At 75.4% G+C, this 12,906-nt stretch carries 14 protein-coding genes; 8 read left to right on the plus strand and 6 right to left on the minus strand.

What is annotated here, in order from left to right:
* Positions 1–124 precede the first annotated feature (124 nt).
* Complete coding sequence (locus tag ACZ7C5_RS29430) at positions 125–565, minus strand: 2-thiouracil desulfurase family protein (protein ID WP_401089901.1); 441 nt, start codon at positions 563–565, stop codon at positions 125–127.
* Between the two features lie 54 nt (positions 566–619).
* On the opposite strand from ACZ7C5_RS29430, the gene ACZ7C5_RS29435 reads away from it, so the two are divergent.
* The 3 genes from ACZ7C5_RS29435 to hemQ are packed head-to-tail and all read left to right on the plus strand — an operon-like array spanning position 620 to position 3,373.
* On the plus strand, positions 620–1,192 hold the full coding sequence (locus ACZ7C5_RS29435) for a Uma2 family endonuclease (RefSeq protein WP_401089903.1): 573 nt from the start codon (positions 620–622) through the stop codon (positions 1,190–1,192).
* Between the two features lie 34 nt (positions 1,193–1,226).
* Positions 1,227–2,657, plus strand: a complete 1,431-nt coding sequence (gene hemG / locus ACZ7C5_RS29440; protein ID WP_401089905.1) for a protoporphyrinogen oxidase — start codon at positions 1,227–1,229, stop codon at positions 2,655–2,657.
* Positions 2,654–3,373: a hydrogen peroxide-dependent heme synthase gene (gene hemQ / locus ACZ7C5_RS29445; RefSeq protein ID WP_401089907.1), complete on the plus strand. Its 720-nt coding sequence runs from the start codon at positions 2,654–2,656 to the stop codon at positions 3,371–3,373. The genes hemG and hemQ overlap by 4 nt, the downstream gene beginning before the upstream one ends.
* A gap of 14 nt (positions 3,374–3,387) precedes the next feature.
* Here hemQ and ACZ7C5_RS29450 read toward each other — a convergent pair whose 3' ends face one another.
* The 5 genes from ACZ7C5_RS29450 to ACZ7C5_RS29470 form a co-directional block, all read right to left on the minus strand.
* Entirely contained in the window at positions 3,388–4,026 is a 639-nt protein-coding gene (locus tag ACZ7C5_RS29450; RefSeq protein ID WP_470323791.1) for a hypothetical protein, read from the minus strand.
* A gap of 42 nt (positions 4,027–4,068) precedes the next feature.
* The gene (locus ACZ7C5_RS29455; protein WP_188299259.1) at positions 4,069–4,851 is read right to left on the minus strand and encodes a TIGR04222 domain-containing membrane protein; all 783 of its coding nucleotides are present in this window, start codon (positions 4,849–4,851) and stop codon (positions 4,069–4,071) included.
* Positions 4,852–5,077: 226 nt separating this feature from the next.
* Positions 5,078–6,133, minus strand: a complete 1,056-nt coding sequence (locus tag ACZ7C5_RS29460) for a TIGR04222 domain-containing membrane protein (RefSeq protein ID WP_470323792.1) — start codon at positions 6,131–6,133, stop codon at positions 5,078–5,080.
* Positions 6,134–6,195: 62 nt separating this feature from the next.
* The gene (locus tag ACZ7C5_RS29465; protein WP_401089913.1) at positions 6,196–6,672 is read right to left on the minus strand and encodes an SCO6045 C-terminal-like domain-containing protein; all 477 of its coding nucleotides are present in this window, start codon (positions 6,670–6,672) and stop codon (positions 6,196–6,198) included.
* Positions 6,669–7,496 (minus strand): MbnB/TglH/ChrH family RiPP precursor modification enzyme, encoded by an 828-nt coding sequence (locus ACZ7C5_RS29470; RefSeq protein ID WP_470323793.1) that lies wholly within the window; start codon positions 7,494–7,496, stop codon positions 6,669–6,671. Before ACZ7C5_RS29470 ends, ACZ7C5_RS29465 begins: the two co-directional genes overlap by 4 nt.
* A gap of 413 nt (positions 7,497–7,909) precedes the next feature.
* Here ACZ7C5_RS29470 and ACZ7C5_RS29475 point away from each other — a divergent pair, with 413 nt between their 5' ends.
* The 5 genes from ACZ7C5_RS29475 to ACZ7C5_RS29495 all read left to right on the plus strand — a co-directional run bounded on the left by ACZ7C5_RS29475 (position 7,910) and on the right by ACZ7C5_RS29495 (position 12,847).
* The gene (locus tag ACZ7C5_RS29475) at positions 7,910–8,863 is read left to right on the plus strand and encodes a GNAT family N-acetyltransferase (protein WP_470323794.1); all 954 of its coding nucleotides are present in this window, start codon (positions 7,910–7,912) and stop codon (positions 8,861–8,863) included.
* A 288-nt stretch (positions 8,864–9,151) separates the two neighbouring features.
* Entirely contained in the window at positions 9,152–10,156 is a 1,005-nt protein-coding gene (locus ACZ7C5_RS29480; RefSeq protein WP_401089919.1) for an MBL fold metallo-hydrolase, read from the plus strand.
* 83 nt (positions 10,157–10,239) lie between these two features.
* Positions 10,240–12,069 (plus strand): ATP-binding protein, encoded by a 1,830-nt coding sequence (locus ACZ7C5_RS29485; protein WP_401089921.1) that lies wholly within the window; start codon positions 10,240–10,242, stop codon positions 12,067–12,069.
* The gene (locus ACZ7C5_RS29490) at positions 12,066–12,497 is read left to right on the plus strand and encodes a roadblock/LC7 domain-containing protein (protein ID WP_188297015.1); all 432 of its coding nucleotides are present in this window, start codon (positions 12,066–12,068) and stop codon (positions 12,495–12,497) included. The genes ACZ7C5_RS29485 and ACZ7C5_RS29490 overlap by 4 nt, the downstream gene beginning before the upstream one ends.
* Positions 12,494–12,847 carry a DUF742 domain-containing protein gene (locus tag ACZ7C5_RS29495; protein WP_401089923.1) on the plus strand — a complete coding sequence of 118 codons (354 nt, stop codon included), beginning with the start codon at positions 12,494–12,496 and terminating at the stop codon, positions 12,845–12,847. The genes ACZ7C5_RS29490 and ACZ7C5_RS29495 overlap by 4 nt, the downstream gene beginning before the upstream one ends.
* Positions 12,848–12,906 lie beyond the last annotated feature (59 nt).

A 12,906-nucleotide genomic window follows, 5' to 3' on the forward strand; every position in this document is an offset into this window, starting at 1 on the left:
GGCGACGTGGTACGACTGTCCATGGACCAGAACGCACGCCGCCTCCTCGTCCTCTTCTTCAAAGAGAACAACGCACGCCCCCCCCCGGGTGCGGGCCCCCGTCCCCGGTGGGCCCTGGGCCCCGCTACCCGGCCGAGACCTCGATCCCGGCCCGGCGCAGCAGCGCCGCCGTCACCCCGTCACCGGGACGCAGCTCCCCGGTGAACGTCCCGTCGTACACCCGGCCGCAGCCGCAGGACGGGCTGCGCGCCATCAGCAGAGCCCGCCTCGCCCCCGCCCGCTCGGCGGCGGCGAGCGCCGCCCGGGCGCCGGCCAGGAACTCCTCGGTGCAGTCCGCGCCGGTCGCGTCCACCACGCGGGCCCGCCCGTCCAGCACGTCCGCGCCGTCCCCGCCCACGATCTCCGCCGGCGGCCGCGGTGTCGGCAGCCCGCCCGCACCCTCCGGGCACACCACCACGGCCCGCCCGTCCTCGACCAGGCGCACGGCGCCGTCGGAGGTCTTCGCCCGCCCGTCGTACCGGCAGGGGATCCCGGCCAGACACGCACTCACCACGATCGGTTCCATAGCACACAGAATAGGTGGGGGCCGCCGCGCTCCCGAACTCGCTACCGTAGGGGCATGAGCGAGCTGCCGGACTGGATGTACGCGCCCAGGGACGAGGGCTGGTTTGCGGACGACCTCGACCACCTGCCGCAGGCGCCGCGGCACACCGAACTGATCGATGGAGCACTGGTCTTCATGATGTCCCCGCAGCGTTGGTGGCACGGCGAAGTCGTCGACAACCTCAAGATCGCGCTGAGTGCCCAGGTTCCGGAAGGTGTCAGGGTCGGCCGGGAGATGTCGATCAAGCTCGACAAGCGGAACCGCCCCGAGCCGGACGTCCTCGTGGTCAGGGCGGACTTCGAGGGCAGGCGCACGCAGTTCACTCCCGACGAGGTCCTGCTCGTCATCGAGGTCGTCTCGCCGGAGTCCGCACACCGCGACCGGACGGTCAAGGTCCGGAAGTACGCCGAGGCGGGCATCCCGCACTACTGGATCGTCGAGGAGGAAGAGGACGACTGCGCGGCTGTGCACGTCTACGAGCTGGACGAGGCGACCGCTTCGTACGCGCCTGCCGGGATTTTCCGGGGCACGCTGGAGCGGCCGGTGCCGTTCCCGATCACGATCGACCTCGGGCGTGCAGCGGATTGAGGCATCCGTGTAAAGACCTGCGAGACTGCGGAGCATGTCGGATGCACAGGTCGTCGTCGTCGGTGGCGGTATCGCGGGACTGGCCGCGGCCGCCTTCCTGAGCGGGGCGGCCGGAGGGCCGGCGCGGGCGCGGGTGACGCTGCTGGAGGCGTCCGGGCGGGTCGGCGGGAAGCTGTGGGGCGGAGAGGTCGGCGGGGTCAGGGTGGACCTCGGGGCCGAGTCGGTGCTGGCCCGGCGGCCGGAGGCGGTGGAGCTGGCGCGGGCGGTCGGGCTGGCGCGGGAACTGGAGCCGCCGACCACCGCGAAGGCCGCGATCTGGACCCGCGGCGCCCTGCGGCCGCTGCCCGGCGGGCAGGTGATGGGCGTTCCCGGTGACCTGGAGGCGCTGGCCGCCTCCGGGGTGCTGACCGCCGAGGGGCTGGAGCGGGCCAGGCACGAGGAGTCCGCCGAGATCGGCGAGGACGCCCCGATCGGCCGCTACGTCGCCGACCGGCTGGGCCGGGAAGTCGTGGACCGGCTGGTCGAGCCGCTGCTGGGCGGCGTCTACGCCGGCCGCGCCGACGAGATCTCGCTGCGCGCCGCCGTGCCGCAGCTGCTGCCGATCGCGCGCGGCGGCGGCTCGCTGGTCGAGGGGGTGCACGAGCTGGCCTCCCGGCCGAAGGCGGCCGGAACCCCGGTGTTCCAGGGGCTGCGCGGCGGTCTCGGCACCCTGCCCGGCGCGGTCGCCGCGGCCTGCGTCGAGGCGGGCGTGGACCTGCGCACCGACGCCCCGGTGGACGAACTGCGCCGAACCCCCGACGGCTGGCGGGTGGTGACCGGCGGCGAGGTGCTGCACGCGGACGCCGTGGTGCTGGCCGTCCCGGCCCCCGCCGCGGCCCGGCTGCTGCGCGAGGACGCCCCGGCGGCCGCCACCGAGCTGGACACCGTCGAGTACGCGGGCATGGCCCTGGTGACCCTGGCCTTCCGCCGCGCCGACCTGGCCGAGCCGCCGAGCGGCAGCGGCTTCCTGGTGCCGCCGGTGGACGGCCGGCGGATCAAGGCCTCGACCTTCTCCTCCAACAAGTGGGGGTGGCTGGAGCGCTCCGCGCCGGACGCGTTCCTGCTGCGCACCTCGCTGGGCCGGCACCGCGAGGAGGAGGCGCTGGGGCTGCCGGACGAGGAGCTGGTGGCGCGGTCGCTGGCGGACCTGGAGGAGGCGATCGGGCTGACCGCCCGGCCGTACGACACCTTCGTGTCCCGCTTCGCGGCCGGTCTGCCGCAGTACCCGGTGGGGCACCTGGACCGGGTGGCCCGGGTGCGGGCGGCGGCCGGGCGGGTGGGCGCGCTGGCGCTGTGCGGCGCCGCGTACGACGGGGTGGGCATTCCGGCGTGCATCGGGTCGGCCGCCGCCGCCGCGGCGGCCGTCGACAGACTGTTGACCCCGGAGACCGGGGAAGGTTCCACGGAGAGGACAATGGGCGCATGACTGAGAGCGTTGAGCGGGAGCAGCAGCCCGAGAAGAAGAAGGCGCGCGACCTGAACCAGGTCATCCGCTACACCATGTGGTCGGTGTTCAAGCTTAAGGGCGCCCTGCCCGAGGACCGCACCGCCCTCGCCGCCGAGGTGGACGAGCTGTTCGCGCAGCTGGACGCCAAGGACGTGACCGTGCGCGGCACGTACGACGTCTCCGGTCTGCGCGCGGACGCCGACATCCTGGTCTGGTGGCACGCCGCCGACTCGGACGACCTCCAGGAGGCGTACAACCGCTTCCGCCGCACCGGCCTCGGCCGGCTGCTGGAGCCGGTCTGGTCGAACATGGCGCTGCACCGCCCGGCCGAGTTCAACAAGTCGCACATCCCGGCGTTCCTGGCCGACGAGCGCCCGCGCGACTACGTCTGCGTGTACCCGTTCGTCCGCTCCTACGAGTGGTACCTGCTGCCGGACGCCGAGCGGCGCGCGATGCTCGCCGAGCACGGCCAGATGGCGCGCGGCTACCCGGACGTGCGGGCCAACACGGTGGCCTCGTTCGCGCTCGGCGACTACGAGTGGCTGCTCGCCTTCGAGGCGGACGAGCTGCACCGGATCGTCGACCTGATGCGCGACCTGCGCCCCTCCCGGGCCCGGCTGCACGTCCGCGAGGAGGTGCCGTTCTTCACCGGCCGCCGCAAGCCGGTGAGCGAGCTGCTGAACGGCCTGGCCTGAGCGACCGCGCGGTGTCAGGAGGCCGGTTCCCCCGAGGGGGAACCGGCCTCCTGCGTTCCGGCGGGGTGCCGTGGCCGTGGTCCGGCGAACTCGCGCAGCACGGAGGTGTAGTGGTCGCCGAGGTCGACCCGGGTGACGTCCTTGAAGCGGAACTTCGTCGGCTCCGCGTGCCAGCGTGCCTCGGGGTCGACCTCGTGCAGCCGCAGCGAGGCGGGGCGCAGCGCGGTGACCGTGCCGACCCGGCAGACGGCGGGGTCGCGGTGCTCGGTGTGCAGGGCGATCAGGCCGTACTCGGCGCAGGCGGCGGTCAGCAGGCCCGGCAGGTCGTCCAGCGGCAGGCGGGCGCCGGGCGGGCGGAGCGGCCACAGGCCTCGGCGGCGCAGCGCCCGTACGGTCAGGCTCTCCTCGCCGCCGCGGTCGCGGACCCGGTGCAGGTCGGTGGTGCGGACGGCGGTCCAGCCGTCGGGGCGGTGGTCGACGCAGTTGGCGAGCAGGGTCCAGACCGGGCCGGTGCCGAGGACGAAGCCTTCCAGCCGGTCCGCGCCGGGGATCGAGCGGCGCAGCCGCACCGGGCGGCCCTCGAGGCGGGCGCGCTCCAGCGTCGCGAGGCCGTGCTTGCCGAGGGCCGGTCCGGCCGGGGAGGGTTCGTCCATGGGGGGAGTCTGCCCTGGTCGCGGGGTGGGCGCAGCCGGATTTCAGGTCCGGTGGGGGCGCAGGGCGGCGCGGAGGCGGGCGTCGGGGAGGACGGCGGGGCCGTTCATGGCGACGGCGGTGAGCAGTTCGCGCTCCTCGTCGTCGGCGAGGCCGCGCTGGCGGGCCGGGCGGACCTCGCGCAGTACCTCCTGGCCGGTCGGGGAGGCCCAACGGGTGTACGGGTAGACGTCGACCCGGGCCATCAGCAGGGTGCCGGAGGTGAGCATCAGCGGCAGCGAGAACCAGGCGAGCGGGGCGAGGGTGTCGCCGCCGGTGAAGCCGCTCAGGGCCAGCGAGGCGGCCAGCAGGACCAGCGACAGCAGCAGCGCGTGGCGCACCTGCCGGACCACCACCACGGTGGTGCGCTGCACCATCGCGGGCGTGGCCAGGCCCGCCAGCGCGAGCCGGGCGCCGATCTCCAGCACGGTGGGGTGCTCGGCCATCGCCCGGCGCAGCTCGTCGGTGCGGCACTGGCCCCCGGGGCCGACGGTGGCGATGACCGCCCGCTCCAGCCGGCTGCGGCCCCTGGGGTCGACCACGGTGGTCCAGCCGGTGTGCGCCAGGTGCAGCCGGCCCCGGCCGGCCATCAGGACGAGGGCGAGTTCGACCACCCGGTCCGGGCCGCCGGCCAGGTAGGCGGTCTCGTACAGGCCGATGCCGACGGCTTCGGGGGGCCGCAGGCCGGTCGGGTCGGTGAGGGCGTCGGCGGTGGCGGTCATCCGGACCAGTCGGAGGCAGGACAGCACCGCCGCGACACAGGCCGGTATGAGGAACAGCAACCACATGGGCATGTTGTATGCCTGCGGCGAGGGCGCGCGGAACGCATTCCCGGTCCGCGATACCGAACTGTGACGTCCGGCGGGGCGTCAGTGGGGGCGCGGCCGTGCGGTGGAGCCTCCTCGGCCGGGCGGTGCGTCCCCGCGCGCGGCCCGACGGCGGCCGGTCCCTCGGCGACCGCCGGGCCGCGCACCCCGTCCCCGCCGATCGCCCGGCCGGCCGCCGGGGCCGGGGTCAGGAGCCGCAGCCGCCGCCGCAGCTCGATCCGCAGCTGGAGGAGGACGACGAACCGCAGCTGGACGAGGAGGACCCGCAGCTGGAGGAGGACGAGGAGCCGCAGCTCGACGACGAGGAGCCGCAGCCGGAGGAGCCGGAGTCCGAGGAACCGCACCAGGAGGTGCTGCCGCCGTCGGAGCCGGAGGAGCACGAGGAGGACGAGGAGGACGACGACGAGGAGGACGACGACGACGCGGCGTTCGCGGCGGCCGCGTGCCGCACGGCCTCGTCCTCGGCCGACGCGGCCAGCATCGTGGCCTCCAGCTCCTGGTCGTCCAGCCCGGCCGCGGCCAGCCCGCCGAGCGCGAGCGCGCCCAGCAGCGCCCCGCCGGCCAGCTTGGGCGACACCCCGGAGTCGGGCTTCCACGGCCCGCCCTGCATCAGGGAGAGCTGGCGCGCTCCCGCCGGGGTGATCCGGCTCCTGATCTGCGGGGTGGCGAGCAGCGCGACGAGGCCCCCGGCCGCCAGGAGGCCCGGGATCCAGAGGTTCGGGCGGTCGTGGCCGATGACGCCGTCGTCGATCAGTACGGAGGCCACCGCGGAGGCCACCACGACGAGCAGCGCGAGCCAGAGCAGCCGGCGGGCGGTGCGGGCCCGCCGCAGCCGCTCGGGGCGGCGCAGCAGGCCGCGGTCGGCGAGCCTGTCGCCGATCTCCTGGACGGCGGCGGAGCGCATCACGGCGTGGCGCAGCGGGCCGATCTCGCGGCTCCCGGTCGGGCCGACGGCGTCCTGGACCGCCTTGTCGACGGCGTCGTACGGCTTGGCGCCGGTGAGTGTGACCAGGCCGGAGCGGCTGATCACGGCCTGCTCGCTGAGGTGCATCCGGACCAGGGCGGTGTCGAACACCCGCCCGGGACCGCCGGACAGGAACGCGGTGTCGAGCAGCGGCAGGCCGCGGCCGGGCAGGCCCTTGGCGTACCGGACCCGGCCGATGTGCTGCCGGGTCCGCGAGGCGTACAGGGCGGCGGTCACCAGCAGGACGGCCGGGACGATGAAGTAGCTGTTGCGCCACATGGGCGGTTCCCCCCGAAGTGGTGATGGTTCGCCAGAGGCTGGTGGCCCCCGGCCGCCGGCTGTCAGGGCGTGTCAGGCACGCTCTGGCGGCGCAGGGCCCGGCGCAGGCGCGCGAGCGGGCCGGGCGGTGGTACGGGTGCCGGGTGGAGCCACTGCTCCAGGGCCCGGCGGTGGTCGTCGGCGAGCGGGCCGCCGTCGGTGAGCACCCACTGCGCGAAGGCCCGGGCGTCGGAGCGGTAGCCGCCGGTCTGCGGGTGGGAGCGGGCGTAGCCGAGGAAGAGCGGCCCGTACTGCGCCCCGAGCATACGGGGCAGGTCGGGGGCCACCTTGGCGGTGGTGCTCCGCCGCTTGGCGGCCAGGCCGGTGGACTGGGCGCGGACCTGGCGTTCGTCGAAGCCGGGCGGGACGGGCCCGCCGGCCACCAGGGCGGCCAGCAGCTCCTCCTGGCGCCGGGCCAGCCGCTGCCGGGCGGCGGCGAGGTCCCGGTCGGTGGCGAGGTCCCGGTCGGTGGCCTCCTGGATCGTGGTCGGGTCGGTCATCGCCGGGTGCTCCCCTCCAGGACCCGGCGGATGGCGTCCAGTTCGCCGGTCAGCTCGCTGGGCGGCGGGAAGTTGGCGTCCCGCTCCAGCAGGACGCCTGGCGGGGCGGTCCGTGCGCAGAGTTCGGCCAGTATCTCCAGGACCGGTTCGGTGACGGGGTGGGCGTGGGTGTCGTGCCAGACGCCGTCGACCAGCCTGCCGCCCGCGACGTGCACGTAGGCGAGCGCCTCCAGCGGCAGGCGGTCGAGTTCGGCGGCCGGGTCGAGGCCGAGGTTGACCCGGTTGGTGTGCAGGTTGGCGACGTCGATCAGCAGCCGGACGCCGGTGCGCTCGACCAGCTCGGCCAGGAACTCGCCCTCGCTGAACTCGTCGTCCGGCCAGGCGAGCTGGGCGGCCGTGTTCTCCAGGGCGAGCGGCACCGGCAGCTGTTCCTGGGCGATCCGGACGTTCTCGGCGATCACCCGCAGCGAGTCCCGGGTACGGGGGACGGGCAGCAGGTGGCCGGCCTCCAGGCCGCCGGCCCGGACGAACGCCAGGTGCTCGGTGACCAGCGGGGAGCCGAGCGCCAGGGCGGCGTCGGCGAGCCGGGCGAGGCGGCCCGGGTCGGGCAGGTCCGCGCCGCCGAGGCCGAGGCCGACGCCGTGCGGGACGACGGTGACGCCGCGTTCGCGCAGGACGGTCAGCGAGTCGGGCAGGTGGTCGGCGCAGATGTTCTCGGCGACCACCTCGACCCAGTCCAGGCCGGGCTGGCGCTCGACCACGGTGTCGATCTCGCTGCGCCAGCCGAGGCCGACGCCCAGGCGGGTCGTGGTTTCCGGGGGCATGGTTCCTGTGGACGCCGATTTCGGGGCCGCGGTTCTCGGGGCCGCGGTTCCGGCGGGCGTGCTTCCCCGGGGTGCCGTTCCCGGGGGCGCGGCGCTCGGGCTCGCGGTGGCGGAGCCGGGCAGGTCAGGGGCAGGAGTGGTCATCGGTTCGCCCCCTTCGGAGGGCCGGGTGAGAAGGGCCGTCGACCGGTGCGGGCGTCGTCGCCAGGACCGCGTGGCCGTGTTGCTGAGGATGTCCCCGGGCGGGGTGGCTGCCAAGCCTCACCCGGTCTTCTCAGAGCATTATTTGAGCTTGTCGGCCCGGCGATCAGGGACTTTGGTCCCGAGTCTCGGCCGTCCCCGCAGGTGGGGCGCCCCGGCGGCGGGAAAAATGGGGGGCGCGGGACGGGCGGGCGCGGCTAGCGTGGGAATCCATGACTCCTTCGATCTCCCTGACGATCCGTGACTTCCGCCCCGAGGACGCCGGCGCCGTGGCGGCGGCCCACCGGGCCGAGCGCGAGCACTTGGTGCTCTCCGCCGAGGCCCTGGCCTGGCAGAACGCCCAGCCCAGCCCCGAGGAACACTTCCGCACCTTCGTCGCCGAGCTGGACGGCCGGGTGCTCGGCGCGGTGCGCTGCGGCGTGGTGCTCGGCACGACGACCGAGGGCGTCGGCTACGCCAACGGCAGCGTGCTGCCCGCTTTCCGGCGGCGTGGGGCGGCCACCGCGCTGCTGGCCGCGGCCGAGCGGCACCTGACCGGGCACGGGGTGACCGAGCTGCACACCTGGATGGACGACGAGCCCGCCTCGCTGGCCTTCGCCACCGCCAGTGGCTACCGGCTCGGGCGCGCCATGCAGTTCGCCGGACGGGATCTGACGCTGCCGCTGCCACCGGCGCCGGTACTGCCGGCGGGCGTCGAGCTGCGCCCGGCCGCCGACTGGGCGGCCGACCCGCACCCGGTGTTCCTGGTCGAGGCGGACGCCGTCCTGGACGAGCCGGGCAGCGAGGTGCCGATGGACGCCCTGGAGTACGAGGACTGGCTGCGCGGCGACTGGACCCGCCCGGACCGGGACCTGGCGCTGAGCGTCGTCGCCGTGGTGGACGGCGAGCCGGCCGCGTTCAGCATGGCGCAGACCGACGGGGCGGACCGCTACTGGTCCGCGTTCACCGCCTGCCGCCGGGAGTTCCGCGGCCTGGGGCTGACCAAGTCGGCCAAGCTGGAGTCGCTGCGGCTCGCCGTGGCGGCGGGCTACCGGCACGCGTACACCAGCAACGACACGACCAACGGGCCGATGCTGGCGATCAACGCCTGGCTGGGCTACGAGCGCTGCGCGGGGGAGCGCAAGGGGATCAAGCGGCTGGAGCGGCCCGCGGGTCGGGAAGCCTGACGCCTCGCCGTCGCCGGCGGGGTCCGCCGCACCCTGCCGACCCCTCCGCACCCTGCCGACCCCGCCACACCCCGCCGACCCCCGTGGCGCTGTCGCGCCGAGGGTCGGCGCTGGTCCGAGGGGGCAGCGCGGGTGCCTCCGCGCTGCGGGGGGACGGGCCGGTTCGGCCAGATGTGGTCCAGACCACTCGGGATGAATTGGGATATCCCGGGCTTCTGAAGACGCGAAGTGGCTTGAACCGTAAGAGTTTTGCTCCACCCCTGACACATCATGGGCATAATCGCGCACATGACGATCAACCGTGCGAACGTGAGCGCGATTGCCGAGGACCTGTACGTGTGGCTCCCGCCGAAGCGGGGATGGGGCCTGGCCAACTGCGGACTGCTGGCTTCGGAGACCACGGCGCTCTGGATCGACACACCGTACGACCCCTCGCTGGCCGGGGAGTTCCTCGCCGCCAGCCGGCGGCTGCTGCCCGCCGGGGTCGAGGTCGACCGGGTGGTCGTCACCCACGCCAACGGGGACCACCTGTGGGGCGCCGGGGTGCTGCCGGACGCCGAGGTGATCGCCACCCGCGAGGCCCTGGAGCACATCCACTGGGAGCCCACCCCCCAGCAGCAGCACGCGCTGGTCACCACCAGCGATCCGGACTCGCCGCTCGGCGGCTACCTGCGGGAGCACTTCGGAGTGTTCGACTGGTCCACCGCCGAGGCGGTGCGCCCGGACACCGTCTTCACCGGTGAGCTGGAGCTGACCGTCGGCCGGTACCCGGTGCAGATCACCAGCCTGCCCGCCGCCCACACCGGCGGCGACCTGATGGTCCACCTCCCGCACCAGCGCGCGGTGTTCACCGGCGACGTGATCTTCTCCTCGACGCCCGAGCAGCCCGGCGACCACCCCTCGCACTGGGCAGGACCGCTGGAGAACGTCATCGGCGCCTGCGAGCGGGCCCTGGCCACCGGCGCGGAGATCTTCGTACCGGGCCACGGCCCGGTGCTCGACCGGGCCGGCGTCCGGGAGCACATCGGCTACCTCGCGTACGTCCGCGAGCGCGCACACGCCCTGCAGGCCGCCGGGATACCCGCGCTGGACGCCGCCCGGCGGGTGATCGCCGAGCGGCGCCACCCCGAACTCGGCCTGCCCGAGCGGCTGGTGCTCACCATCGCGGCCGAGTACCGGCACCTGGACGGCTCGGCGGCCCCGGGCGTCCTGGAGGCCATGGGCCAGGTCGCCCTGGTGGCCAGGGAGCTGGCCGAGGACCGGGCCCGCCCCCCGCGCACCGCCCGGAACTGACCCCGCCCGGGCTCCCCGTCCGGCAGCCCGGCCTTCCCGGCCTTCCCGTCCGGCCCGATCCGCAAGCACCCCCGAGGACTTCGATGACGCAGATCGCGCTGATCGTCCTGGCGCTGGTCGCCGCCGTGGCCACGGGCGTGCTCGCCCGCGGCCGGGCCGGGGCCGTCGCCCGGGCCACGGCCGCCGAGACCGCACTCGGCCACGGCGAGGAACGCGCCCGGACCGCCGAGGGCAGGCTCGCCCGCGCCGAGCAGCAGCTGCGCGAGGCGCAGGAGGCCGTCCGGCGCTCCGCCGAGGACGCCGGGAGGGCGGAGGAGCGCACCCGGGCCGCCGAGGACAGCGTCCGCGAGTCGCAGGAGGCGGCCCGGCAGGCGCAGGACACCGTCCGGGACGCCGTCCAGCAGGGCGCCGCCGCGACCGTCCGGGCCGAGGAGGCGGACCGCGCCCTGGCCGCCGCCGAGGCACGGTCCGCCGCACTGCTCGCCGAGATCGGCCACCTCGCCCAGGAACGGGTCGCCGCCACCGCCGTCCGGCTCACCCACACCAACGCCCCGATGGTCGGCCCGCTCGACCCGCAGGCAGTCGGCCCCGAGGCCGTCCGGGCGCTCCAGTCCGTGCTGGACGCCGCGCACGCCGCCCTCGCCGACGAACGCGAGCGGGTGGACGCCGCCGCCCGCGCCACCATGCGCGGCGCCACCTCCCGGATCCAGACCCTGCTGTACCAGATCCAGAGCCTGGTCCAGCAGCTCCAGCACGAGAACGACGACCCCAGGCTGCTGGAGGTCGACTTCCGCAACGAGGTCGCGCTGCGCCGGATCCAGACCGTCGCGGTGCTCTGCGAGGCCTGGCCCGGCCTGGCCCGCACCGACTCGCCGCTCGCCGAGGTGGTCGTCGGCGCGCTCTCCCGGGTGCCCGGCTACTCCCGGGTCAAGGTCGCCAACCACCTGCGGGAGCAGCGCCTGGCCGTGGTCGCCAGGGCCGCCGAGCCGATCGCCGTCACCATCGCCGAACTGCTCGCCAACGCCACCGCCTACTCCCACCCGGAGACCGACGTCCCGGTCACCGTCCAGCAGGGCGGCCGCGGCGCGCTGGTGATCATCGACGACAGCGGCATCGGGATGGACGAGGACCAGCTGCGCCGGGCCCGCCGACTGCTGGCCGGCCCGCCGGACGTGCTGCTCACCGAACTCGGCAACCCGCCCAAGACCGGCTTCGCGGTGATCGGCAAGCTGGCCCGCCAGTACGGCTTCTCCTGTCACATCGAGCCCTCGCCGTACGGCGGCATGCGGACCATCCTGCGCATCCCGGCCGCGCTGGTGACCGTCGTGGACGACGCGCAGCCGCTCTCGGTGCTCACCCCGCTGCCGCTGCGGGCCGGCGCCGGCCCGGCCCCGGCACCCACCGTCGCCGCCGTTCCGCCGATGCGCGACGCCGACGAGCAGGACGGGCCGCAGCTCGCCGACCGGCACAACCAGCCGGGACCGCACCCGGCACCGGCCATCAGGGTGGTGCCCGATCCGGCTCCGGCGGAGGAAGCTCCGGCCGGGGACGGTCCGCTCGGGGACGGCCGGCGGGCCGCAGCGCCCAGCATCGAAGCACCCGCGAACCACGCGCCCGCGAACGACGCACCCGCGGCCGACGACGGCACCGGCCTGCCCACCCGGCGCCGCCGCCGTCCGCTGACCGCGGGGGAGCCCGCTGCCGCTGAACCCGCCCGCGCGCCCGCCCCCGGAGCCGGGCGCACCCCCGAGCAGGCCGCCGCCCACTGGCAGGCGCTGCAACGGGGCACCGACTCCGGCCGGGCCGCCGTGGCCAGGGCCGCCGACAGCGCCGGCACCCCCGGCGACACCACCGCCGGCCGCGAACCCGGTGAGCAGAGCACCGGTCCGACCCCAGAAGGAGCCGAGCAGTGAGCAGCACGCCCAGCCCGACCGCCACCGACGAGATCTCGTGGGTGCTGACCCCGCTGCTGGAGCTCCCCGGAGTGCTGCACGCGGTCATCGCCACCGGGGACGGCCTGGTCGAAGGCGCCTCGGACGGCCTGGAGCGAGCCTCGGCCGAGCGGGTCGCCGCGATGACCGCGACCGTGCACGCCGCCGCCCGGGCCTTCACCACCGCGTTCACCGACGCCGAGCGGCCCCGGCTGGCCCAGACCGTGGTGGAGTCCGATCTCGGCTACGCCATCGTGGTGCCCGCGGGGGAGAACACCTCGCTCGCCGTGTTCACCGCGCCGGACGCCCAACTCGGCAACGTGGCCTACCAGATGCAGGTACAGGTCGCCGCCCTGGGCCGGGCACTCGCGAGCCCGGCCCGGCGGCAGGACGACGACGAGCGGTCATGACCGCCGTCCCCCGCAGGCGGATGGTGCCCGCCTACCTGGCCACCGGCGGCCGCAGCCGTCCCGGCACCAAGGGCTTCGAGCGGCTGACCGTGCTGTTCGCCGACCGCGCCGACCCGCCGGACGCGCTCGAACCCGAACACCGCCGGCTCTGGGAACTGCTGCGCCCCGGCGCGCTGACCGTCGTGGAGGCCGCCGCGCACCTGCGCCTGCCGGTCAGCGCCACCGTCTTCCTCGCGGCCGACCTGGTCGAGGCGGGCTGCCTGCACGCCCGCGCGCCGGTCCCGCGCGCCCAGCAGACCGACCGCTCCCTCGTCGAGAGGCTCCTCGTTGGACTCCGTGCGCTCCGGTGACCCGGCCGCCCGGCCGGACCCGGAAGACCAGACAGATCAGGCGGACCGGCCGAGCCGGG

The organism is Kitasatospora sp. NPDC036993, assembly GCF_055607525.1.